The 22,091-nt window shown below is 57.7% G+C and carries 20 protein-coding genes; 8 read left to right on the forward strand and 12 right to left on the reverse strand.

Annotated elements, in window-relative coordinates:
- Positions 1–140: 140 nt before the first annotated feature.
- Positions 141–1,370, forward strand: a complete 1,230-nt coding sequence (gene serA, locus ACP86_RS03105) for a phosphoglycerate dehydrogenase (protein WP_053112737.1) — start codon at positions 141–143, stop codon at positions 1,368–1,370.
- A 67-nt stretch (positions 1,371–1,437) separates the two neighbouring features.
- Here serA and ACP86_RS03110 read toward each other — a convergent pair whose 3' ends face one another.
- Both ACP86_RS03110 and ACP86_RS03115 read right to left on the reverse strand, forming a co-directional pair.
- Positions 1,438–2,085 (reverse strand): OmpA family protein, encoded by a 648-nt coding sequence (locus tag ACP86_RS03110; RefSeq protein ID WP_227507921.1) that lies wholly within the window; start codon positions 2,083–2,085, stop codon positions 1,438–1,440.
- Positions 2,086–2,131: 46 nt separating this feature from the next.
- Positions 2,132–3,139, reverse strand: coding sequence for an alpha/beta hydrolase (locus tag ACP86_RS03115; RefSeq protein WP_053112739.1), 1,008 nt, complete (start codon positions 3,137–3,139; stop codon positions 2,132–2,134).
- Positions 3,140–3,233: 94 nt separating this feature from the next.
- Between ACP86_RS03115 and ACP86_RS03120 the strand changes: the two genes are divergently transcribed.
- Complete coding sequence (locus tag ACP86_RS03120) at positions 3,234–4,127, forward strand: alpha/beta hydrolase (RefSeq protein ID WP_053112740.1); 894 nt, start codon at positions 3,234–3,236, stop codon at positions 4,125–4,127.
- On the opposite strand, the gene ACP86_RS21975 is transcribed toward ACP86_RS03120, so the two are convergent.
- Positions 4,105–4,359: a GIY-YIG nuclease family protein gene (locus ACP86_RS21975; protein ID WP_014577843.1), complete on the reverse strand. Its 255-nt coding sequence runs from the start codon at positions 4,357–4,359 to the stop codon at positions 4,105–4,107. The genes ACP86_RS03120 and ACP86_RS21975 overlap by 23 nt on opposite strands.
- A 13-nt stretch (positions 4,360–4,372) precedes the next feature.
- Positions 4,373–5,278, reverse strand: a complete 906-nt coding sequence (locus tag ACP86_RS03125; protein WP_053112741.1) for a DMT family transporter — start codon at positions 5,276–5,278, stop codon at positions 4,373–4,375.
- A gap of 171 nt (positions 5,279–5,449) precedes the next feature.
- On the opposite strand from ACP86_RS03125, the gene dctP reads away from it, so the two are divergent.
- A complete protein-coding gene (gene dctP, locus ACP86_RS03130; protein WP_053112742.1) occupies positions 5,450–6,553 on the forward strand; it encodes a TRAP transporter substrate-binding protein DctP in 1,104 nt (367 codons plus the stop codon).
- On the opposite strand, the gene ACP86_RS03135 is transcribed toward dctP, so the two are convergent.
- The 3 genes from ACP86_RS03135 to ACP86_RS03145 are packed head-to-tail and all read right to left on the reverse strand — an operon-like array spanning position 6,527 to position 9,481.
- Entirely contained in the window at positions 6,527–7,330 is an 804-nt protein-coding gene (locus ACP86_RS03135; protein WP_053112743.1) for a mechanosensitive ion channel family protein, read from the reverse strand. The genes dctP and ACP86_RS03135 overlap by 27 nt on opposite strands.
- Before the next feature lie 10 nt (positions 7,331–7,340).
- A complete protein-coding gene (locus ACP86_RS03140; RefSeq protein ID WP_075267577.1) occupies positions 7,341–8,615 on the reverse strand; it encodes a hypothetical protein in 1,275 nt (424 codons plus the stop codon).
- A 26-nt stretch (positions 8,616–8,641) separates the two neighbouring features.
- Positions 8,642–9,481 carry a 23S rRNA (adenine(2030)-N(6))-methyltransferase RlmJ gene (locus ACP86_RS03145; protein WP_053112744.1) on the reverse strand — a complete coding sequence of 280 codons (840 nt, stop codon included), beginning with the start codon at positions 9,479–9,481 and terminating at the stop codon, positions 8,642–8,644.
- Between the two features lie 193 nt (positions 9,482–9,674).
- On the opposite strand from ACP86_RS03145, the gene ACP86_RS03150 reads away from it, so the two are divergent.
- The 5 genes from ACP86_RS03150 (at position 9,675) to ACP86_RS03170 (ending at position 15,919) form a co-directional block, all read left to right on the forward strand.
- Positions 9,675–10,961 (forward strand): imelysin family protein, encoded by a 1,287-nt coding sequence (locus tag ACP86_RS03150; RefSeq protein WP_053112745.1) that lies wholly within the window; start codon positions 9,675–9,677, stop codon positions 10,959–10,961.
- Positions 10,962–10,963: 2 nt separating this feature from the next.
- Complete coding sequence (locus ACP86_RS03155) at positions 10,964–12,370, forward strand: di-heme oxidoredictase family protein (protein WP_053112746.1); 1,407 nt, start codon at positions 10,964–10,966, stop codon at positions 12,368–12,370.
- 9 nt (positions 12,371–12,379) lie between these two features.
- Positions 12,380–13,414: an imelysin family protein gene (locus ACP86_RS03160; RefSeq protein ID WP_053112747.1), complete on the forward strand. Its 1,035-nt coding sequence runs from the start codon at positions 12,380–12,382 to the stop codon at positions 13,412–13,414.
- A 13-nt stretch (positions 13,415–13,427) separates the two neighbouring features.
- Positions 13,428–14,522, forward strand: a complete 1,095-nt coding sequence (locus tag ACP86_RS03165; protein WP_053112748.1) for a DUF1513 domain-containing protein — start codon at positions 13,428–13,430, stop codon at positions 14,520–14,522.
- 83 nt (positions 14,523–14,605) lie between these two features.
- A complete protein-coding gene (locus ACP86_RS03170) occupies positions 14,606–15,919 on the forward strand; it encodes an MFS transporter (RefSeq protein ID WP_053112749.1) in 1,314 nt (437 codons plus the stop codon).
- 14 nt (positions 15,920–15,933) lie between these two features.
- On the opposite strand, the gene ACP86_RS03175 is transcribed toward ACP86_RS03170, so the two are convergent.
- The 5 genes from ACP86_RS03175 to ACP86_RS03195 all read right to left on the reverse strand — a co-directional run bounded on the left by ACP86_RS03175 (position 15,934) and on the right by ACP86_RS03195 (position 22,088).
- A complete protein-coding gene (locus tag ACP86_RS03175) occupies positions 15,934–16,299 on the reverse strand; it encodes a DUF4870 family protein (protein ID WP_053112750.1) in 366 nt (121 codons plus the stop codon).
- A 68-nt stretch (positions 16,300–16,367) separates the two neighbouring features.
- Positions 16,368–18,008 (reverse strand): methyl-accepting chemotaxis protein, encoded by a 1,641-nt coding sequence (locus tag ACP86_RS03180; RefSeq protein ID WP_053112751.1) that lies wholly within the window; start codon positions 18,006–18,008, stop codon positions 16,368–16,370.
- A 226-nt stretch (positions 18,009–18,234) separates the two neighbouring features.
- Entirely contained in the window at positions 18,235–19,950 is a 1,716-nt protein-coding gene (locus tag ACP86_RS03185; RefSeq protein ID WP_008174007.1) for an alkaline phosphatase, read from the reverse strand.
- A gap of 11 nt (positions 19,951–19,961) precedes the next feature.
- Positions 19,962–21,545 (reverse strand): alkaline phosphatase, encoded by a 1,584-nt coding sequence (locus ACP86_RS03190; protein ID WP_053112752.1) that lies wholly within the window; start codon positions 21,543–21,545, stop codon positions 19,962–19,964.
- A 261-nt stretch (positions 21,546–21,806) separates the two neighbouring features.
- The gene (locus tag ACP86_RS03195) at positions 21,807–22,088 is read right to left on the reverse strand and encodes a hypothetical protein (protein ID WP_008174002.1); all 282 of its coding nucleotides are present in this window, start codon (positions 22,086–22,088) and stop codon (positions 21,807–21,809) included.
- Between the last annotated feature and the right edge of the window lie 3 nt (positions 22,089–22,091).

Raw genomic sequence — 22,091 nt, forward strand, 5'->3', positions numbered from 1 at the left:
CACAGACAGTTGATTCAGGCGAACCGGCGCGCTGTGAAAATCTGCGTTTATGGTATCATACCGCCCCTGTTCTGTGAGCCAGCCCCGACGATCACTGGCTACAGGTCATTTCACGTGACGAAAGGTTCGGAAGCAAGCCCATGTCAAATACGTCTCTTGAGAAGAGCAAAATCCGTATCCTGCTGCTGGAAGGCGTGCATCAATCTGCCATTGATACGCTGAATGCTGCGGGCTATACCAACATCGAGTATCTGACTCACTCGCTGGCTGAGGAAGAGCTTATCGAGAAGATTGCCGATGCGCACTTCATCGGCATCCGCTCGCGCACCCAGCTGACCGAGAAAGTATTTGAAGCCGCCAACAAGCTGGTGGCCGTGGGCTGTTTCTGTATTGGCACCAACCAGGTGGATCTGCAGGCAGCTACCCGCCGCGGCATTGCCGTATTCAATGCGCCCTTCTCCAACACCCGGAGCGTCGCGGAGCTGGTTCTGGCCCAGGCTATCCTGCTCCTGCGCGGTGTTCCGGAGAAGAACGCCAAGGCCCACCGCGGCGAGTGGCTGAAGTCCGCCAAGGACAGCTACGAGATCCGTGGCAAGAAGCTGGGCATCATCGGTTACGGCAACATCGGCACCCAGTTCAGTGTCCTGGCCGAAGGTCTGGGCATGGATGTGTATTTCTACGATGTGGTCTCCAAACTGTCGATCGGCAACGCCACCCAGGTTGGTACGCTCCAGGAGCTGCTGAACATTGCCGATGTGGTCAGCCTGCACGTGCCGGAAACCCCCGCCACCAAGTACATGTTCAAGGCTGAACAGTTCGCTCAAATGAAACCCGGCAGCATTCTGATGAACGCTTCCCGTGGTACGGTTGTCGACATCGACGCCCTGGCCGACGCGCTGGGCAGCGGCAAGCTGCTGGGCGCTGCCATCGACGTATTCCCGGTTGAGCCCAAATCCAACGATGAGGAGTTTGTTTCTCCGTTGCGGGAATTCGACAATGTGATCCTGACCCCCCACGTGGGCGGTTCCACCATCGAAGCCCAGGAAAACATCGGTCGGGAAGTGGCAGAAAAGCTGGCCATGTACAGCGACAACGGCACGTCCGTTTCTTCCGTGAACTTCCCGGAAGTGGCACTGCCGTCCCACCCGAACCAGCACCGCCTGCTGCACATTCACGAGAACGTGCCGGGTGTGATGTCCGAAATCAACCAGGTATTCTCCGAGAACGGCATCAACGTATGCGGGCAGTACCTGCAGACCAAGGAAGACATCGGTTACGTGGTCGTGGATGTGGACAAAGAGTACGGCGAACTGGCTCTGGAAAAGTTGCTCAAGGTGAAAGGAACGATTCGCTGCCGCGTCCTGTTCTGATTCACGGCCTGACATAAAAAAACCGGAGCATTTGCTCCGGTTTTTTTATGTCGGTAGAGCAGCCAGCTTACTGCATGGGCACCAGCGTCAGCTCAACGCGACGATTCTGCTCACGACCCGCTGCGGTATCGTTGGAGGCCACCGGGTAGCGCTCACCGTAACCGACAGCACGGGTACGCTTCGGCTCAATACCCTGGTTCAGGAGGAAGTCACGCACGGATGAGGCGCGACGCTCACTGAGCAGCTGGTTGTAGCTGTCAGAGCCGGAGCTGTCGGTGTGCCCCTCAATCTGGATGATGGTCTTGTCATACTCCTTCAGCACCAGAGCCACGGATTCCAGTGTTCCGCTGAATGACGGCTTGATGCTCGATTCATTCAGATCAAAGGTGATATTGCCTGGCATCACCAGTTCAATCTCATCGCCGTTGCGCACCACGCGAACACCAGTGCCCTCCAGCTGGCGACGCAGCTCGGCTTCCTGTTTGTCCATGTAGTAACCAACACCACCGCCAATGGCCGCGCCGCTGGCCGCACCAATCAGGGCACCTTTTCCGCGGTCACTCTTGCTGGAGGTTGCCGCACCGATAGCCGCACCGCCAATCGCGCCGATGATGCTTCCCTTGGTCGCATTCGAAGTTTTCTCTTCACCGGTGTAGGGGTCATAGGTCATACAACCGCCGAGACCGAAAGTTGCCACCATAAATACAAGAATCATCTTCTTCACAGCTTTCTCCTGTGCCTGGTTTCTTCAGCCAACCCGTCTAACGGGTCTTTTCCGCCGAGTTCGTGAATGTATCAATAATGGTATTGAATACGGTTGCCTGCAAATCCTGAGCTTCGTTCACAAGATGATGACGTCCGTCAGGGATTTTCCGTTCCTCAACCGAGGAAAATTTATTCCGGATAATACGCAAATTGTGTTGCCAGTCGACTGTCAGATCCTTCTCACCTTGCACGACGGTCACAGGAAAGTCGACCGGCCGCGCAGATTCAATATGGGGGACCCATTTTCGGAGTGCACTCACCCAGTCGACATGCACTGCCCTCGCCTGAAGCGGGTCGTACTCCCGCAAGAACCTGAGGAAACGACCGTTGCCACTGTTCTCTGCAAATACCCTGCGCCAGCGGGAAATAAACGGCTTCACCATGCTATGCAGTATTTTTGCGCCCAACCAGCCGGCCGGCCTCACCAGGGGCGCCAGAAGCACCACTTTCCGGAAGTCGGAGGTTTGCTGGCTGTGATGGTTGGACAACAGATAATCAATCAGGATCGCTCCACCGGTGCTCTGCCCAACCGCGAACCAGGGCTGACGCAACTTGCCCCTGACCTGAGCCATCACGTCTGACAGAACGCCCTGATACTCAAGAAAACTGCCAATGGCTGCGGGCGTGCCGCTGGAAAGGCCATGGCCAGGCTGATCGTAGGCCAGCACATCAAACCCGGCTCCCAGGCACCGATCGATCAACTGACTGTACAACCCGACGTGGTCGAAATAGCCGTGCAGAATGAACACCGTGCCACGCTCTGTTGACTGGTCCGGCAATCGGAAATAATGCACCATGACTTCATGACCGCAGGCTTTGACGTAACCCTGATGATAAGCAACGTCCGGATGTTCCACCCAGAGATCCAGCCCATAAAAACGACAATAGGCCACCATTTCATCACTAAGATCACGCGAGCGGGTCGGGTCGAAGGGTTCGAGTCTGTCCAGAAGTGAGTGCCTGTCCCAATCCGGTATTTCTATGGTATCCGTTTTCCAGTACACGTAGAGTTAAACGCCTGTCATGAATGAGTTATCTATTTCGGGGTTTCAATCCTAACCTATAGCGGGCCTAACCCATAGCAGGGGAAAGACACAGATGTTGCAACACGTTTTAGAGAGTGCGTTGCGCCAGACCATGAACCGGCTGGTCAGACCGGTTCTCAACCCGGCGGTACCGGTGCCACTTCAGCGACGCATTGTGCGCCAGGCTTATCGGAGTTCGACACCACCGAGAGGCGCGAAATTCGAGAACATAACCATTGGGGGAGTGCCAGCAACCCGGACAACCTTTGGCAATGACCCCCGGGGCGCCGTTCTCTATCTCCACGGCGGAGGCTACATCATCGGGTCCTCTAGTACCCACCGTGGCATAACCGGGCATCTGGCGAAAACAACCGGCTGCGCCATCGTTACGCCGGAATACCGGCTGGCGCCCGAGTTTCCGTTTCCCGCTGCGCTGGATGATGCCGAAGCCTGTTGGAACGGGCTTCTGGAGGCTGGCCTGAAACCGGACCAGATTGCCGTCGCCGGCGATTCCGCTGGCGGGGGGCTCTCTGTTGCCCTGGCGATGCGACTGCGCGATAAGGGCCTGCAGCTTCCGGCATCGCTCACGGCGTTTTCACCCTGGATAGACCTCACCCAGGAGCAGCTTTATGCGCCGGAAATTGAGCCGGTACTTCAGGCCAGCTGGACCAGTAAGGCCGCGAGGCTTTACGCCGGAAAGGAACCCCTTACCAACCCGTTGATCTCGCCGATCTTCGGGGATTTAAGCGGCCTGCCACCCTTGTTGATCCAGGTAGGCAGCCAGGAAATCCTGCTGAACGACGCCGAACGGCTGGCCGAGGCCGCAAGCCGGAACGATGTGGAAACCCGCCTTGAGGTCTATAACAGTCTTTGGCACGTTTTCCAGGTACACAGTGGTCAGCTGGATCGAGCCACTGCCGCGCTGGAAACCGCAGGCGAACACATCAAACGTCATCTGGCAGACTGAGCTCGCCCCGGGCCAGGGCCTCTTTCCTGGGCCGGGGCCATTGCTTGATGCGCCACTCCAACCGTGAAGCCCGGCTTCTGTCTCCGGCTGGCGCGCTGAACACCAGTTCCAGTGGCCCCTTCCCCCTCAGACTACGCGCCCCCCGGGGAGCGCCTCCCTGATGTTCATTGAACCGCCGCTCAACGTCAGTGGTTATGCCGGTATAGAGCGAACCTCTGGCGGTTCGAACCATGTAGACAAACCAGTCAGCCAAGGTTCAGGGCCTCTTCCCGATCCTTCACTTTTTTCTGCTGAATCCATAGCCCCATCATGATCAGAACCAGGCCAATGTATGTGGAGGGCAGGATATGCTCGCCCAGAATAAAGTAGATGAACACCAGCGAAAGGAACGGAGAGATAAAAATCAGGTTGCTGACTTTCGAAGTATTCTCCGCTTTTTTCATGGCATAGGACCAGAGCACGAAAGCGATACCCATCTCGAACACGCCTACATAGAGCGCTGCAACCAGCGACGTGCCCGGGGCAAAACTGAGCCCCTCTGTCCACCAGCAAATCAGCAGAATCACCGGCAATCCACACAGGAAATTCAGGAACAGGCCAACCACCGGATCCCGGGTATCCCGTGTGGCGATAATCCAGTAGGACGCCCAGACCACTGTGCTTCCGAGGGCGAGAGAAACGCCAAGTGGATCCTCGAAGCTCAGCGAAGTGACAGCCCCGCGGGTGGCAATCACCACGACCCCGGCATAACAGATCAGGCCCGCGACAATATCCAGTTTGCGTAGCCGGTGCCCCAGAAAGGGTACCGACATATAGGCCAGCACCAGAGCCCAGGTGTAGTTCAGCGGTTGCGCTTCCTGGGCGGGTAGTCGGTCAAAGGCACCGAACAACAGGAAATAGTACAGACAGGGATTGATCAGCCCCATGCCAAAAGACTGGGCATACTGTTTGCGACTGAGCGAGAACACCAGGTGCCAGCGCCCCTGAAGCATCAGGATGACGGCCATCACAACCACCGACGCACTGCACGCAATCAGCAGCATCTGAACGGGCGCGAGCTCTCTGAGGGAGAGCTTGAACGCGGTTGCCACGGTAGACCACAACAGCACCGTGCCAAGGCCATAGAGCATCGCCTGCTTCTGGTTTGTCATTCCCGGCCTCCTGCCCAACACTGAAACTCCATGAACTGTCTCCTATATGCACTTGATCGTCTGGGTCGACAGTGTAATTCAATCCAACCCCGTAACCCACGGCAGTGCGCATTCTTGTGTTACCTTGTATGGCAATATCAACCAAGGATCGAGAAAACTGGAGTTCCCGTTATGCCCACCGTCCGTTTCAGGTTCTGGCCATTGAGCCTGGCATTGGCCATTGCACTGACCGGTTGTTCAGACAGCCAGACCAGCGGTGAGGACGAGACCGCCGATGTCCCGGAACCCCCCGATTACCCGGTTACCTGGCGTTTTGCCCTTGAGGAGATCGAGGGTAGCGTTCAGCATGCTTATGCCGAAGCGTTGAAGGAACGGATTGAGGAGCGTTCCGACGGCAGGATTGAAATCGATATTTTTCCCTACGGTTCTCTGGGAACCTCGGCACAGCTTACTGAACTGGTTCGCAATGGTTCCATAAGCCTGGCGTTCGCCTCCCCCGGGCATCTTGCCAACACCATCCCTGAAGTCGGTCTCTTCACGCTGCACTATGTTCTTCCGGACGACGCCGACGTTACACGAGAGATTCTGGCCAGCGCAGAATTGCTCGAATTGTTTGAATCGCCCTATGCCAACCAGAACATGAAACTGCTGGGTTTCGTGCCTGAAGGCTGGATGGCCTGGACAGCTAACAAGGCGCTGCGGTCGCCGGAAGACTTCACCGGACAGCGAATCCGAACCATGACCTCCGACATGGCGGAAGAAACCTTCCGGGCCTATGGTGCCGAGCCCAGCCAGATCCCCTATTCCCAGGTATACAGTGACCTGCAGCTGCGCAAGATCGATGGCCAGAGCAATCCGGTTTTCGCCATCGAGGAAATGGATTTCTACGAAGTGCAGACCACCATGACCCTGGCGCGACCGGCCCAGTTCGTCGCTTCAGTGGTCTCGAATCTTGAGTGGTACGACGCCTTGCCCGAAAACCAGCAACAATGGCTCGACAACGGACTCAAGGACGTCGCGCAGATCGCCTGGGAGACTCAGGAGGAGCTAAATCAGACCCGGCTCGAGCAGATGCTGGAAGGGGGCCACATGAAAGTGGTCCGCCTGACCGATTCAGAACGCGAGGCGTTTCGGGAAGCCAGCATGCCGGTGCGTGACATTTACCTCGAGCGCACCGGTGAAAGCGGGCAGCGTATTCTCGGCAGGTTGAATCAATTGATTGAGCAAACGGAAACCCGCAAGCAAAGCTCAGAGGTTTCCGGTGACGGGGACTGAGACAAACCTGACGCCCTCTGAAGCCAACGCACTTGCGCCCTTTGCAGTGAGCTCGGAAATAAACCGGAACTGATCCTTCAACTCGATCGGGTATGCCTTCAGCCGATAACACATGCCCCAGGGTTTGTTGGAGACCACCACCACGACAGGCCGGAACGTGCGGGTAAGAGGACAGGTGTAGGCCACATCCCGCAAGAGCGCCATAACCCGGCTGACGTCATGGTGGGGTTCAAGGTTGAACTCCGCCACGCACATCAGGTTATCCGTTCCGTTGTTGGCGTTGGCAATGAGGGACGCCCAGAGTTTGCCGTGGGGTATCACCACCACGGTATCATCCGGCGTAACAAGTTCCGCGGCTCTGGTGCCAATCGAACGGACCTCTCCGTACTGCCCGTCCACCTCGATCCAGTCGCCGGGCCGATACGGCATTTCGTAGAGGGTTACGATTCCGGCAATCAGGCTGTTCGCGTAATCCTTGAAGGCAAACCCGAGAGCCAGTCCCAGGGCTCCGAAAATGGCAACCATGTTCTCGAACGAAGGTTCCACCAGGATCGGAACCACAACGATGATGGTCACCACGATAATGATCAATCGCAGCAAGGGCACCGACGCCAGGATATAAAACCGGGGCTTGCCCCCGAGTTTCACTGCGATTCTCGGAAACAGCTTCTGTATTACGATGATCAGGCCCGTCGCCAGCAGCACAACCATCAACGATTCCAGCAACGCTTCCGACGTGATCGCTGAAAACGCCTCCCGAATGCCAAGATCACCCATCACTCATCTCCTAGAAAGTGTCGACCGGAAATCCCCAGCTCTGCAAATGCCGACGAATCGAGGGGTATCCCTGAGCGGTGACTTGCCAGCGACCACCAGATGACTGCTGCTCAATCAGATCCGCGCGGGCCAGACGTGCCAGCACAAACCCTGCCTCATGTTCCGCGACCCCTGTTACCAACTGCAGATGAGAGGCGTCCAGTCCATCGTGCAACAGCAGGGCGTGCAATAGCAGGCCAATGTTGTCGCCCTGGCTCTGGGGGACCGCTGGCAAACCCAGTTGATCAAAAGGGATAACCCAGGCCCGGGTGACTGAACCGCCGTCTGAAGAACCCGGGCCGGATTCCTCCGTGCCCGCCTCTTCTTCAGGGCGGGCTCTCAGCGCGCGTCGCCATATGGCCAGCGCAACACCGGGATTACCTCTTGCTACTGAGGCGAGATCCCGGAGAAAGCCACTGTGTTTGCGCTTTTTCCCGTCATTTCCTTCCGTCATCGGCAATACCCAAAGGCCATCGTCTGCCATTCGGGCCGTGATTGAGTAATCACTATCACCGGCAGCAAGGGATTCGAACCATTCACCAAGTTCGACTGCTGCCATCGGCGAAGGTGTCATCGGCGAAAAGTGCGCATCCCTGAAGTAAGAGGACCAGAATTGCCAACACCAGCTCGAGCAACCAATAGCACCAGGAGCAGTGCCTCCCGCGGCAACCCGACGGAGTAATTCCCGAACCAGAGCCAGTCCGGACAGATGGCGCAGCCAGAAATCAGCCAGTTCCGGAATCACCCACGGCCTGGAAAGATCCTGCGTGTCCCACCACTCCCTGGCGCCCTGTTCATCAAGAAGCAGATTCTCGGGTGGCAGGATCAGCGACCACCGGCCCGCCTCGCCCTCTTGCTGCAATTCAAACTCGGGAAAACACTCAAGGGCAGAACGAATACCCGAGAACGGTGGAGCCACCAGTAACGCAACTCTCTTGCCGGAATCATGGTTTAGCCCAAGCTCTTCAAGGGCCCTTGATAGCACTTCCGCCAGCACGCTTGGATCTGGCCGCGGTGCAAAGGATTCAAGCCGGGCGGCTGAAAGTTCCGGAAGGTTATCGAGGCTTTCAAACACTTCCTTTTCTGCAACCACGCCCGCCCGAATCTGGGCCAGGGCATGGCGCAACGCATCTTTGAGTGAACGTCTCACGGACGTTTCAGGCACTTTCCACTGCTCAACCGGAATCAGGCCGCCGGGCATCCACACGGATCCTGCCTTGTTTACTGGCTTATCCTTCAACCTCATCGCTCCCTTGCTTGCCGTCCCTTCAATTACTCAGGAACCAGCCAACCAATATCGTGAGACAAATTCAAAACGTCCGACCCGGCAACATCGCTCATCATTGCGCCAAACCGGGAGTCAAAACCCCAGGGTGGGTTTACCACCAGCATGCCCGATCCGACCATGCCTCGCTCCGGCGAATTATTCAGATGCACCTCACTGCAGAGTATCTTGCGCGCATCAGTGCCCCTGACCGCATCTTTCAACTGTTCCTGCAGGCCACTGGTCAATATCGGATACCAGACAAGAAAAATGCCATGACGACACTTATGCCATGCTTTCCCCAAAGTGTGCGCCACTTCAATGTAGTCGGTTTTGACCTCGTAAGAGGGATCAATCAGCGTCAGCAGGCGCGGCTGTCTGGGAGGCAACTGTCTTAGCAGACCTGCCAGGCCGTCCTGTCTGAGCACGCGAATGGGAGCCTCGGAAGCCCAGTCCGCCAGTTGCTCGCCCTCAGACGGATGCAGTTCAAACAGTGTCAGCGCATCTCCATCCCGTAGAAAATGCTGAAACCACGCAGGAGAACCGGGGTAAACGGACAGCTCACCACCGCCGGCATTGAATCCCGTCAGCACGTCCAGAAACGGCTTCCAGTCCCCGGACAGCAACCGATCTCTGGCGCCCCAAAGTCTCTGAACTCCGTGGTCGGCTTCTCCAGTCTTGCGGGCCCGCTCACTTCGCAGGTCGTATATGGCACTGCCGGCATGGGTATCGAAACAGGCAATACCGGAGGCCTTCGCCCGCATCATGGTCTGGACCAGTGCCAGGGCTCCATGTTTCTGGACATCGGCGAAATTGCCGGCGTGGAAGGCGTGCAAATAACTCAACATACAAGAATAGCTCCCTGGTGACGGGGCCATTAAGCCCGATCACGGTTGCCCGGGGCAAGAGCACAATCGTCAAACCTGATCGATCGAGTCCGTTTCCCGCTTGCGTTTCGATAAAACGGAACTCATAATATTTAACGATAATGCTTCTTATTATTACCACTATTAACAGAACTTGGAGAAAGGAATGACGTCCATGTTTCGTCCAGCCCCCCTGGCATTGACAGTAACCGCTCTGCTCACTGCAGGCTGCGCTAATCATCCCTGGTTCACCAAGGACCATCAGCCAGCAACCAAAGACTCAGTGGTCGATCACTACGCCGATCTGGCTCATGCCAACTACGAAGATGCGCTGATCACCGCCCGCGCGCTGGACGAAGCAACTGACCACTTGATCGCCAATCCGACCGAAGCCAATCTGGCGACCGCAAAAGAAGCCTGGCTGGCAGCGCGGGTTCCTTATCAGCAAACAGAAGTGTTCCGGTTCGGCAATGCTATTGTCGATGACTGGGAAGGCCAGCTGAACGCCTGGCCGCTCGATGAAGGCCTGATCGATTATGTGAAGGCAGACGGGTACCAGCACGAGCTGGGCAACGCCGGTGCCAACGCAAACATCATCGCAAGCAACAGTATCAATGTGGGTGGTGAGACTCTGAATGTGGCATCTCTTTCCCCTGCACTGCTCGCAGATCTGAACGAAGTTGGCGGCTCTGAAGCCAACGTTGCTACCGGCTACCACGCGGTTGAATTCCTGCTTTGGGGTCAGGATCTCCACGGTTTTGAAAGCGGCGCCGGTGAGCGTCCGGTCACGGATTACGCGAAGGGCGCTGATTGCACCAATGGCAATTGTGAGCGTCGTGGCGAATACCTGGATGCGGTAACAGACCTTCTGGTATCCGACCTCGAGTGGATGGTGGCCCAGTGGGCCCCGGGCGACAGTGACAACTACCGGGCGCAATTGACCGCTGCAGACGCCAATCAGGGTGTTCAGAAAATGCTGTTCGGCATGGGTTCACTGTCTCTGGGCGAGCTGGCCGGCGAGCGAATGAAGGTTGCTCTGGAAGCCAACTCCTATGAGGACGAGCACGACTGCTTCAGCGACAATACCCACAATTCGCACTACTACAACGGCCAGGGTATCCAGAACGTCTACACGGGTACCTATCGTCGCGTGGATGGCAGCCTGGTGACCGGCCCTTCCCTGTCTGATCTGGTTCAGCAGAGCGACCCAGAGCTGGACGCGCGTCTTAACAACCAGCTGGACGCCTCCATGGAAGCCCTGGCGCTAATGAAGGCCCGCGCGGAGAGCAGCGAAAATCCCATGGCTTTTGACACCATGATTGCACCCGGGAATGCCGAGGGCACTCGTATCGTCAACGGCGCTATCATGGCGCTCGTCGCACAGACCGGTTCCATTGAGCAGGCTGCGCGCGACCTGGGCATTGAAGCCCTGTCTCCCGATGATGCCGGCCACGCGTCCTGAGCATGATGAAACCGCTTGCCTTAATCGGGGCGCTGGCGATCGCCAGCGCCCACGTTTGTGCCCAGACTCACGAGGGCTATCCGATCCAGACATCTCCGGCCTCTGGTGGTGAGGGCACCGTACAACAGTCAGACACCAATGCCTACTCGCTTCCCCAGGGCAATCTGTCCATGACCAAACGTCTGGACTTCAGTGTCGGCAACAGTTTCTTCCGGAACCCCTGGGTCGAAGCCCCGGCAAGCACTGACGCCCGTGACGGCCTGGGCCCGCTGTTCAATACCAACTCCTGCCAGGGATGTCATATCAAGGATGGTCGCGGACACCCACCCGGTGTCGACGAGCCGCCGGTCTCCCTGTTTTTGAGACTGGCAGTCCCTGCTGATCCGGAGCTGGACGCGGACATTCTGCGCAAACACGGTTTTAAACCGGCGCCAGTATATGGCAGCCAGCTCCAGACAGCCGCGCTTCCTGCAGCCAAACCAGAGGCTGATTTGATAGTCGAATGGACGCCAGTGAAGGAAACACTCGCGGATGGGACGGTGGTGGAACTGCGCAAGCCCGTGTACCGCATTGAGAACCCAAATTATGGGCCACTGCCCGAGGACCTTCTGGTATCGCCCCGGGTAGCACCGCAGATGATCGGAATGGGTCTGCTGGAAGCCATCCCCATCGAAGATTTGCAAGCCCTCCAAGACACTGATGATGCGGACGGAAACGGCATCTCCGGAAAGCTTAACCAGGTCTGGGATCTGGCAACGGAACAGACAGTGCCCGGTCGATTCGGCTGGAAGGCAGCCGAGCCCGATGTCCACCAGCAAAGCATGGGTGCGTTCGCCGGAGATATGGGACTGACCTCTACTCTGAAACCTAAAACCGACTGCATGCCCGAGCAGAATTGTGAGCGGTTTACCCATGGCGGTGAACCGGAAGTAAGCGACAAGGTCGCCAACTTCGTGACCTTCTACGCCAAGAGTCTGGCAATACCCGCGCGTCGAGATATTGAGTCTGAATCCGTCCGGCAGGGAGCAAGGCTGTTCAACGAAAGTGGCTGCGCTGGCTGCCATACGCCGAGACATCAGACCGGCGAGGTTGCCGATCGCCCGGACCTTAGCAATCAGACTATCTGGCCCTATTCGGATCTGTTGCTGCACGACATGGGTCCTGCCCTGGCCGACGGCCGCGATGAATTCCTGGCCAATGGCAATGAATGGCGAACCCCGCCGCTCTGGGGCATTGGCCTGGCCCAAGTGGTGAATCCGCAAGCCGGGTTCCTGCACGACGGCCGCGCCCGAACTCTGGAAGAAGCCGTGCTCTGGCACGGTGGCGAGGCTCAGGCGGCCGCCGACCGATACCGCCAGATGTCGCCCGAAGATCGATCCGCTCTGATCGATTTCCTGAATTCACTCTGAGGATCAGCCATGCAAGGGATCACCAGACTGCTGTGCACATCTATCCTGACACTAACCTCGCCCCTGGCGTGGGCAAGCGATGCCAACACCCAGGCCCGCCAGCAGTGGTATGAAGGCATTGCGACCGGCTATCAATCGTTGACCACAGAAGCGGGAGAGCTGGCTGAATCCGCCCGTGACTACTGCCAGAATCCAGCCGAGGGAAGCCGGGAACACGTGGAAGCCGCCTGGCTGAATGCCTTCCTGGCCTGGCAGAAGGTGCGCTTAGTCGATTTCGGCCCGGTCGAAAACAACAACCTTTCCTGGCAGTTCCAGTTCTGGCCGGATCCGAAGAATCTGATTGCACGGAAAGCGGCTTACCTGATCGGAAACGACGAACCGATCACCCCGAGCGTGATCAATCAGTCCGGTGTCGCTGTGCAAGGCTTCCCGATGATCGAATATCTGCTGTTCGACCAAGAGTTCAATGCCGGGGAAACTTCACTCCCAGTCGCCCGGACCTGCGAGCTGCTAACGAACGTCGCGGGACACTTGAAAAGCAACAGTGACGCATTGATGGCTGGCTGGCAGGCTTTCAGACCGCACTATCTGGAGACCGAGCAGTACTTCGACACCACTATCCGAGCGGGTATGGCAACACTGGAAATTCTGGAAGAAAGAAGGCTGGCCCAACCCATGGGTCTTCGCGGCAGTAACAAACGCAATCCTTACATCGCGGACGCCTGGCGCAGCGGCAAAAGCCTGCAGACTGTCGCGGCGACTGTCGACGGCCTGAACCGGTACTTTTTACCAGGGCTCGAAATTTCGCTGGAAGCAAAGGGGGCGTCCGACCTGGCAGACCGCATTCGCAAACAATTCAACGAGGTTCAGCAGAACTTTCCCGGAGCCCACCTACCCCTGGCAACGGCTTTGAAAGAAGAAGACCAGTTCCGGGCTCTGCAGAGCCTTTACGTTGATATTTCCCAGTTGACCACGCTGGTGAATGACCAGGCGGCAGTGGCACTTGGCGTAGTACGAGGCTTCAACTCGAGCGATGGCGACTGAGGAACCTGATCCTATGCTTTTGAACCGGAGAGCCCTTCTCAAGGTGTCCATTGCCGGCGGCGTTGCCGTGGGCCTGACCGGCTGTTCCCTGCTGCCCCGAAAAGCGTCAGTCCAACCTGATGGCTATGCCGGCGCCGTCGGGTTCCCGGATGGCAGTTTTGGAGTCAGCGCATTCAACCGCAACGGCCGGATAGTGTGGCAGGCGCCTGTCGATTCCCGCTGCCATAGCGGCTGCAACCGACCGCACCAGCAAGAGACCCTGTTTTTCGAGCGCCGCCCGGGTTGGTCATTCTACGTTTTCGATAGCACTACAGGTGCCCGGAAACACCATATTTCAGCCGAGCCGGGCGAACACTTTGTTGGCCACGGTGTGTTCTCGACCGATGGCCGACGCCTCTACGTCACCGCCAGCCGGTACGATCAGGGCGCGGGGATCATCGCAGTCTACGATGCCGAAAAGGGTTATCGGCGGACAAAAACCTTTGATCTGGCGGGAATCGGCCCCCATGAGCTGACCTTGCACCCCGACGGCGAAACCCTGGTGATCGGTCTCGGAGGCATCCTCACTCACCCGGATTACGACCGCATGAAACTGAATCTGGACACCATGGATCCAGCCCTGGTACTTATGAATCGTCACTCCGGCAAAATCGTTGGCCGTTTCAGGCCGCCCCACCACCAGCAAAGCGCCCGCCATGTCAGCGTCAGCGGCGATGGCCGCGTGTATGTGGCCTATCAGCACCAGGGCCCACTCTACGAAACGCCGCCTTTGTTGGCACGTCTTGAAGAGGGAACTTTGCGGGAATACCGGTTCGATGAGGATACCCGGACAGCGTTGGCCAACTACATCTCCAGCGTGGTTGCGCATCCGGAAAACGACCTCGTGGCTGCGGCTTCGCCGATTGGTGGAACGGCCATTATCTTTCGGGGCAAGACCGGTGAGCTGGTCAGCCGCGCACACATCGCCGATTGCGCGGGCATCCAGACCCTTGCCGGAGGGGATTTTCTTGTTTCCTCCGGACGGGGAAAACTTATCCGGCTCGGCGCCGGCAAACCCGCCAGAGAACTCGCAGATCTATCCGTTCACTGGGACCACCATCTGGTCTGATCGCTCGCAGTTGCCGTAATCCGGACTTAAGGATACCGCGCCACACTGGTATCCTTTCGACACATTTTCCGGAGGATAGCGGTTTGCCTGAGAGCGGAAAGGACACCATCGAACAACTTTATGGCCTGATTGCCAACGAAGAGGATGCACGGGTCTGTACCGACATCTCCGATGACGCCTGTCGCGAAGTGCCGCGCAATTTCTTTCTGATTCTTGCCAGCAACGTCCTGACCAAACTGGGCGACCTGCTGATCAGTCCCAAAACCGTATTGGCCTGGTTGATGAGCGCCATTGGTGCACCCGCGCTGGTGGCCTGGCTGGTGCCGATCCGGGAATCCGGTTCCCTCGTCCCACAGATGGTCATTGCGGCCTGGGTCCGCCGCAAACCTGTTCGCAAGTGGTTCTGGACTCTTGGAAGCTTCGGACAGGCCGCCAGTGTTGTGGCCATGGCGGCCAGCATCTGGTTTTTCGAGGGGTATGCCGCAGGTTCCGGGATCATTGCAGCCCTCATTGTATTTTCCCTCGCCCGTGGATTCTGCTCCGTATCCATGAAAGATGTACAGGGCAAATGCATCCCGAAAACCCGCCGGGGAAGGCTCGGCGGGCTCGCCTCCACCATTGGCGGCACCGCCACCGTTGTGTTGACCGCGCTGCTGTTCTGGGAACGCGGCGACCCCACCCTCGCCTTTTACACCGTATTATTACTTCTGGCCGCGGCACTCTGGGTGATCGCCGGCCTGCTGTTTGCCGGAGTGGAAGAATACGACGGTGAAACCGGTGGCGGCGGAAATGCCATCAACGAGGCATTTCGAAGCCTGTCCCTGCTCCGGGATGACGTTCCGTTCCGGAACTTCGTGATTACCCGGGCCCTGCTGCTCAGCTCGGCACTGGCTTCACCCTATTTGGTCGTACTGGCACAGAAAGAATCCGACATTGGCTGGATGTTGGGCGTTTTCCTGCTGGCCAGCAGCCTCGCCAGCTCGCTCAGTGCCAGCTTCTGGGGCTGGGCTGCAGACACCTCCAGTCGGAGAGTCATGATCCGTGGGGCGGCAATGGCCAGCGGTGTGTGCCTGATCGTCGGCTTCACCGCGCTGTTTATCGGGACGGAAATCGGCAGCGTCTGGTTTTACCCGATTGCGTTTTTCGTACTGAGCATTGCCCATGCGGGCGTCAGGCTGGGGCGTAAAACCTATCTGGTGGACATGGCAGGGGGCAACAAGCGTACCGATTACACGGCGGTGAGCAACACGGTCATCGGTGTTCTGCTGCTTGTTACCGGCGGCCTCACCGCCCTCGTGTCAATGATCTCAGAAGTGGCGGTCATCATCGTTCTGGGCCTGATGGGGCTGGCTGGGATGTTCAGTGCCATGGGGCTGAAGGAAGTGACCGAAGACTGATAACGGTCGCCCGTTCAGGAGGGCGCCTTGCCGTCATTCAGGGCCAGAGCCCCTTTCACGATCCGGTAGATGATCCAGATAGAAATACCAAGGAGAATAAACCATCCGATGATGATCGGCGTGGTCACTATGCCAATCACGGTCCAGAGCAGGCCGATCCAGAAGGTGCGAATCTGCCAGCGGAAGTGCCGCTCCACCCAGGTATTACGGACGTCGTCCAGTTTGACGTAATTGATGATCACGCCCACCAGACCGGTAATGCCTCCTACGAAAAACGACAGCGCCTGAAGGATGTAGACCACCACCGCCAGGTTACGCGCCGGATCACTTCGGCGGGAGGCGGGGTCCGTGTCGGCAGGAATAAACTCCGGTTCAGCCAAGACAAGTCTCCTATTGATCTATTAATCGGAGTCTACCACAGCCCCCGTGGCCGAAAATCCCGCCGCGGTCAGTGATTGTCCGGACGGTAGCCCAGGCGGAAACCGCCCCAATGCTTGCCATTCACATAAATAGGTACGGAGAGATCATGCATGATTTCGCCGGTATCCCTGCGATAGGTTTGCAAAAGCATGTTCTCGGTGTGCGTGCCACAACGAATGCCCGTTCGGTCGTTGAACAGCCGCTTGCTCCGGCTCTTGACCAGATCCACCTTCGGATCTCCGGTCGGTGCGTGGGCGAAATCCCTGTTGTGGGTCGGTACATACCCGTCAGGCGCAGCGGCTATGGCAAAGACAATGGCCTCATGGGCGTTTTTCACCTGCTCCTGGATGGTCGGCAGGTATTGATCGGTAAATTTGTCAAAGCTGCTTGAGTACTTTGGCGGGTGCGTGTTCGGGATGGGAGTCCGGCTCTTGTCGAACAGCGCGCTTTCTGAGAGCTTGCCATCCCGGATTGCCTGCTCGAACATCTGGCCGATCTGGTCAGCGCCCGCTCTGGCCTGATCGAAGAACGGCCGGTGATAACTGGCTTCGCTGTTCAGGGCAAATGAAGCATTGGCTTTTTCCGCAAGCTCCATCAAAGTAGCAGCCTGCTCCGCCAGCGAGGAAACGCTGGTATCGCTCTCGGAAATCTGGTCACGCACCGTTTCAATGGCGGAGAACACCTGGGCCAGACTCTGCTCGTTGTTCTGATCTATTTCGGCTATCCGGGCAACCTGCTGCTGGACCCGATCAGATTGTTCGCTGATCTGTTCCAGACGCTCACCCACGCTTTCCACAGACGTCAGGCCCTCCTCAATGCTGCGGGCAAGATCTTCAATGCGGGATACAATCAGTGTGGTATCGGACCGTATTTCCTCGAGGGTTTCCGCCACTTCACCGGTCGCCTGGGCCGTGCGGCCCGCCAGCTGACGCACCTCATCCGCCACCACGGCAAATCCGCGACCCTGATCACCCGCACGGGCGGCCTCAATGGCCGCATTGAGTGCAAGCAGATTGGTTTGCTCGGCAATACCCTGAATGGTGGCGGTCACGCCCTGGATCTTGTTGGATTTCTCGTTCAGCTCCTGGATCAGCCGGAGATTCTCACCGGACTGCTGGTGTACCGCGCGCACACTATCGATGGCCGAGACCAGCGCTTCGCGCCCCTCGGTACTGACCTGCTTATTCTGGAGAGCCATGGTGGCGGCATCGGTCGCCTGCTCGGAGGATTCCCGCACGGTCTCGGTAATCTGGCCCGCGTAATCGGCCATCTGGGCGGTTTCTTCAACCTGACGGTCCAGCCGGATCTTGAGCTGGTCTGCGGCAAAGGAGACCTGGGCGGCGGAAATAGCGTTCCTGTCAGCGCTTCCGGAGAGGGTTTCCACCAGAGCCCGCCCGGCTTTCGCATCGGAAAGCAGCTGCCGGCAATGGGCCCGGAGCGGATGATCTTCTGCCAGGGTGCCCTTATCCAGAGCCCTGAGACCGCGTTCGGCAGGCTCCAGCACCCGGATGACCAGAAAGCCGGCGGCGGCTGCAAGGCCAACCACCAGTCCAACCAGTATTGATGCCGGTTCAAGGCCTAGCAAAGGCGCCACCACTGCACTGATGACCGCAAGAACAACAGCACTCACCACCCCCAATATTATTGAAGCCCGATCCAGCAACCCCATAGGAACCTCTTCTTTATCGTTGCTTCTACCAATATTTTGTTATTTAAGGCCATCATGGAGACTAATAAATTGATATGAGTTTATAACTCATACTTTAGTGTATGTAACTGGCTTATCGGCAGGAAAAGGGGTTTCTGAAACAAAAAACCGCAAACCCGACTCACTCTGTTACCAAGTGGGCAGGGCTTGCGGTGTTTAGCGCGTTTTTAGCTATTAATCCCGGGATTTATCGCACAGCCAGGTTGGCAGCCCCGCTGATATCCGAGGCATAATCCATTATGTGATAGATCATGTTCTGCTCGTTGGTGCCCGTTACCAGATGGGCACCCGGCCCCCTGGCATAAATGCCCACATCCTCACCGGCATGTGTCTCGCTGCCCAGTGGCACCAATGACTCCTGGTGGAAGCCCGGCGTGGTGGTGTCAACGTTGGTCAGGTCCTTTCGGCCGGCGTTGATGGGGTCGCCATAGGTACGGTCCGCATCGGTCTCGCTTCCATAGTCGCGCATGCCGAGGCCATTGGCATACCCCAGGGTGGTGTATGGCAGATCATCCGACGCCAGTTCAGGCTGCTCCGCCCCAATGCTCACCACCTTACCGAGAATGGGGTTGCCGCGCTTGGGATAACCGGCCATCGTGAACACATGGCTGTGATCAGCGGTGACAATAATCAGGGTATCCTCCGGGTTGGTTTGATCCGCGGCCACTTTTACGGCTTCGGCCAGTTCAATGGTATCGGTTAAGGCGCCATTGGCACTGCCGGCGTGGTGGGCGTGGTCAACGCGGCCCGCTTCGACGGTCAGGAAAAACCCGTCCGGATCGTTATCCAGAATGTCGATGGCCTTGGCAGTCATCTCACTCAGTGACGGCTCACCGGCAACATCATTGCCACGGTCAGCCTCGTACTGCATGTGCGACTCGTTGAACAGGCCGAACAACCTGGACGTGGTTGCGGCGTTGACGCTGTCGAAACCGGCATTGTCATACACGTATACGCCTTGTGGATACTGAGCCTGCCACTCGGTGACCAGGTTGCGGCCATCGGTGCGGTCGCCTTCGACACTGGATCGCGCATCCGGGCTGTTGAACCTGGCATCATTTGGCAGGAAGTGGCGACGGCCGCCGCCCATGACCACATCAAGGCCGTCAATATCCGCGCCGGTGCGTGCTTCGAGGTTTGCTTCAAAGTTCACCAGTTGGTCGGCAATATCCTGGCAGCCGTCGGTAACTGCCTCGGGAGGCATATCGGAGATGTCTTCCCAGTTACGATCTGCCGACTTGGCGTAGGTGGCTGCCGGCGTGGCGTGAGTGATACGGGCAGTCGATACCACCCCGGTGGCCTTGCCAGCAAGTTCCGCCAGCTCCGTCAGTGTCATCAGCTCGTTACCCGTGGCCGAACCACAATCGCCCCGGCTAACGTCTTCGTCCACGCCAAGCACGCCTACATCGGTTTTTACACCAGACACCATGGCTGTCATTGTGCCAGCGGAGTCGGGCACTTGCGCATCTACGTTATAAGTTTTGGCCAAGCCGGCGAACGGAAAACGCTCGAAGCTCAGTTGATGCTCTTCCCCCGGCTTGCCCTGATTCTGGCCATCCAGAATACGCGCCGCTGTGACGGTTGAAACGCCCATGCCATCGCCCACGAACAGGATAACGTTCTTTGCCTTGCCCCGTGCATCGGCGATGGCCGCCTGCAGGGAGCCCGATTGAGTGACAGGGGCCACGGTACCGGTAACCTCGGCCCAGGCCGCTTTCGCCGCTTCGATATCCTGTTGGCCCTGCTGGAACCAGGGGTTGGTCAGCGACGTTTCCAGTTGTTGCGAGGAAAGGCTGGTCACAGCCTCATCGGCTGGCTGCACGGGGCTGTTATCGTCGTCATCCGTGCACCCGGTCAGGACAAACATTGAAGCCGTCAGTGCGCTGTAAAAGAATTTGTTCATTGCCTTGCTCCTTATTCTTCGATTAAGCCCAGAGCCTGGTCGATCAGGTGAAAAACCGTGCTTTGTTCGATGGTTCCCTGCGCCAGATGAGCACCCGGTCCTTTTGCATGCAGACTGACGTCCTCACCGGAATGGGTCTCGCTACCAAGCGGAACCAGCGCCTCCTGGTGATAACCAGTGGTGGTGGTATCCACGCCAGTAAGATTCTGACGTCCGGCGTTAGGTGCCTGGCTGTAGGCCACGTCTGAATCCGTTTCCATACCAAGATTACGGAAACCGAGTCCGTTGGCGTACCCCAGGGTGGTGTAGGGCATGCCATCGGCGGCCAGTGCCGGCTGCGTCTCGCCAACATTAACCACCTTGCCCAGAATCGGGTTGCCCCGCTTCGGATAACCGGCCATCGTGAACACATGGCTGTGATCAGCGGTGACAATAATCAGGGTATCCTCCGGGTTGGTTTGATCCGCGGCCACTTTTACGGCTTCGGCCAGTTCAATGGTATCGGTTAAGGCGCCATTGGCACTGCCGGCGTGGTGGGCGTGGTCAACGCGGCCCGCTTCGACGGTCAGGAAAAACCCGTCCGGATCGTTATCCAGAATGTCGATGGCCTTGGCAGTCATCTCACTCAGTGACGGCTCACCGGCAACATCGTTGCCACGGTCAGCCTCGTACTGCATGTGCGACTCGTTGAACAGGCCGAACAACCTGGACGTGGTTGCGGCGTTGACGCTGTCGAAACCGGCCTTGTCATACACGTATACGCCTTGTGGATACTGAGCCTGCCACTCGGTGACCAGGTTGCGGCCATCGGTGCGGTCGCCTTCGACACTGGATCGCGCATCCGGGCTGTTGAACCTGGCATCATTTGGCAGGAAGTGGCGACGGCCGCCGCCCATGACCACGTCAATCCCATCGGTATCCACGCCAGCGTAACGTTGTTCCAGAAGTTGCTCGAAACTGACCAGCTGATCGGCAATGTCCTTGCAACCGGCCTGAACCGCTTCAGCAGGCATATCCGAAATGTCTTCCCAGTTGCGATCTGCCGATTTGGCATAGGCAGCGGCGGGTGTGGCGTGGGTAATGCGTGCGGTGGAGACCACACCAGTGGATAAACCCTTGATTTCCGCAAGCTCCAGAGCGGTTACTACTTCATTGCCTGCAACCGTGCTGCAATCACCCCGCTGGACATCCTCGTCCACGCCCAGCACGCCCGCATCGGTTTTCAAACCAGACATCATGGCGGTCATGGTGCCCGCTGAATCCGGAACCTGGGCATCGGTGTTATAGGTTTTCACGAGTGTCGTGAAGGGGAAACTCTCAAAGCTCAGCAGATTTTCCTCGCCCGGACTGCCCTGCCTCTGGCCTTCCAGAATGCGCGCAGCGGTAAGGGTGGACACCCCCATGCCATCGCCCACAAACAGAATGACGTTTTTCGCCTTATCCGAGGACTTCAGGGAGAGCTTCTGCTGAAGCTGTGCCGCGGCGTTAATAAACCAGGTATTGCCCTTTTGTGAGGTCGGTAGTATCTCTGCGACGACACTGGCGGACAATGCCAGCCCGATCGCCACGGAAATTAACGCTCTTTCCAGATTCATAGCGCATATCCTTTCAACGGTGTTGTTGTCTGCCACTCCGGTACAACCTGTTCATCGAACAGAATTCCGGATCGACTCCGCTAAAAAGATAGGGGCTGGTTATGACGTTAATCCTACATTTGTGTTACTCAGGCATTAAGGTTGTCTGGCCGCAAAAGATTCGACTCACTCTCCTCCCCGGACGCTGATGACCAGGACCCGCCAGCGCAAACAGAGGCGCGCCGGCGGAAATTAGAGAGTTATCGGAGAGTTATCGGAGAGTTATTGAGTAGCCTCCTCTACCCTGTCACCCGCTTCCTCAGCGGCATCTCCCATCTCCTCAGCTGCGTTTTCCGCTCCTTCCTGTAACTCTCCCATGACGCTTTCGTTCTGGCCAGTAGCATCCTCGTAGGTTTCCTCGACTGAATCGCCAGCCTCTTCCATCATGTTTCCGGCGTTGTCCGCAGCCTGCTCGACATCCACGCCTTCGTTGTCCTCCGAACCGCAGGCAGCAAGGCCCAGTGTCAGAACCACCAAAAGCGCACCCAGCGTGAGCTTGTTCATACC

The sequence above is a fragment of the Marinobacter sp. CP1 genome, from assembly GCF_001266795.1.
GTDB classification, from domain to species: Bacteria; Pseudomonadota; Gammaproteobacteria; order Pseudomonadales; family Oleiphilaceae; genus Marinobacter; species Marinobacter flavimaris.

Coding starts and splice junctions, on each gene's coding strand:
- serA (WP_053112737.1), top strand. CDS start 141: ATGTCAAATACGTCTCTTGAGAAGAGCAAAATCCGTATCCTGCTGCTG.
- ACP86_RS03110 (WP_227507921.1), bottom strand. CDS start 2,085: ATGATTCTTGTATTTATGGTGGCAACTTTCGGTCTCGGCGGTTGTATG.
- ACP86_RS03120 (WP_053112740.1), top strand. CDS start 3,234: ATGTTGCAACACGTTTTAGAGAGTGCGTTGCGCCAGACCATGAACCGG.
- ACP86_RS21975 (WP_014577843.1), bottom strand. CDS start 4,359: ATGGTTCGAACCGCCAGAGGTTCGCTCTATACCGGCATAACCACTGAC.
- ACP86_RS03125 (WP_053112741.1), bottom strand. CDS start 5,278: ATGACAAACCAGAAGCAGGCGATGCTCTATGGCCTTGGCACGGTGCTG.
- dctP (WP_053112742.1), top strand. CDS start 5,450: ATGCCCACCGTCCGTTTCAGGTTCTGGCCATTGAGCCTGGCATTGGCC.
- ACP86_RS03135 (WP_053112743.1), bottom strand. CDS start 7,330: ATGGGTGATCTTGGCATTCGGGAGGCGTTTTCAGCGATCACGTCGGAA.
- ACP86_RS03140 (WP_075267577.1), bottom strand. CDS start 8,615: ATGAGGTTGAAGGATAAGCCAGTAAACAAGGCAGGATCCGTGTGGATG.
- ACP86_RS03145 (WP_053112744.1), bottom strand. CDS start 9,481: ATGTTGAGTTATTTGCACGCCTTCCACGCCGGCAATTTCGCCGATGTC.
- ACP86_RS03150 (WP_053112745.1), top strand. CDS start 9,675: ATGTTTCGTCCAGCCCCCCTGGCATTGACAGTAACCGCTCTGCTCACT.
- ACP86_RS03155 (WP_053112746.1), top strand. CDS start 10,964: ATGATGAAACCGCTTGCCTTAATCGGGGCGCTGGCGATCGCCAGCGCC.
- ACP86_RS03160 (WP_053112747.1), top strand. CDS start 12,380: ATGCAAGGGATCACCAGACTGCTGTGCACATCTATCCTGACACTAACC.
- ACP86_RS03165 (WP_053112748.1), top strand. CDS start 13,428: ATGCTTTTGAACCGGAGAGCCCTTCTCAAGGTGTCCATTGCCGGCGGC.
- ACP86_RS03180 (WP_053112751.1), bottom strand. CDS start 18,008: ATGGGGTTGCTGGATCGGGCTTCAATAATATTGGGGGTGGTGAGTGCT.
- ACP86_RS03185 (WP_008174007.1), bottom strand. CDS start 19,950: ATGAACAAATTCTTTTACAGCGCACTGACGGCTTCAATGTTTGTCCTG.
- ACP86_RS03190 (WP_053112752.1), bottom strand. CDS start 21,545: ATGAATCTGGAAAGAGCGTTAATTTCCGTGGCGATCGGGCTGGCATTG.
- ACP86_RS03195 (WP_008174002.1), bottom strand. CDS start 22,088: ATGAACAAGCTCACGCTGGGTGCGCTTTTGGTGGTTCTGACACTGGGC.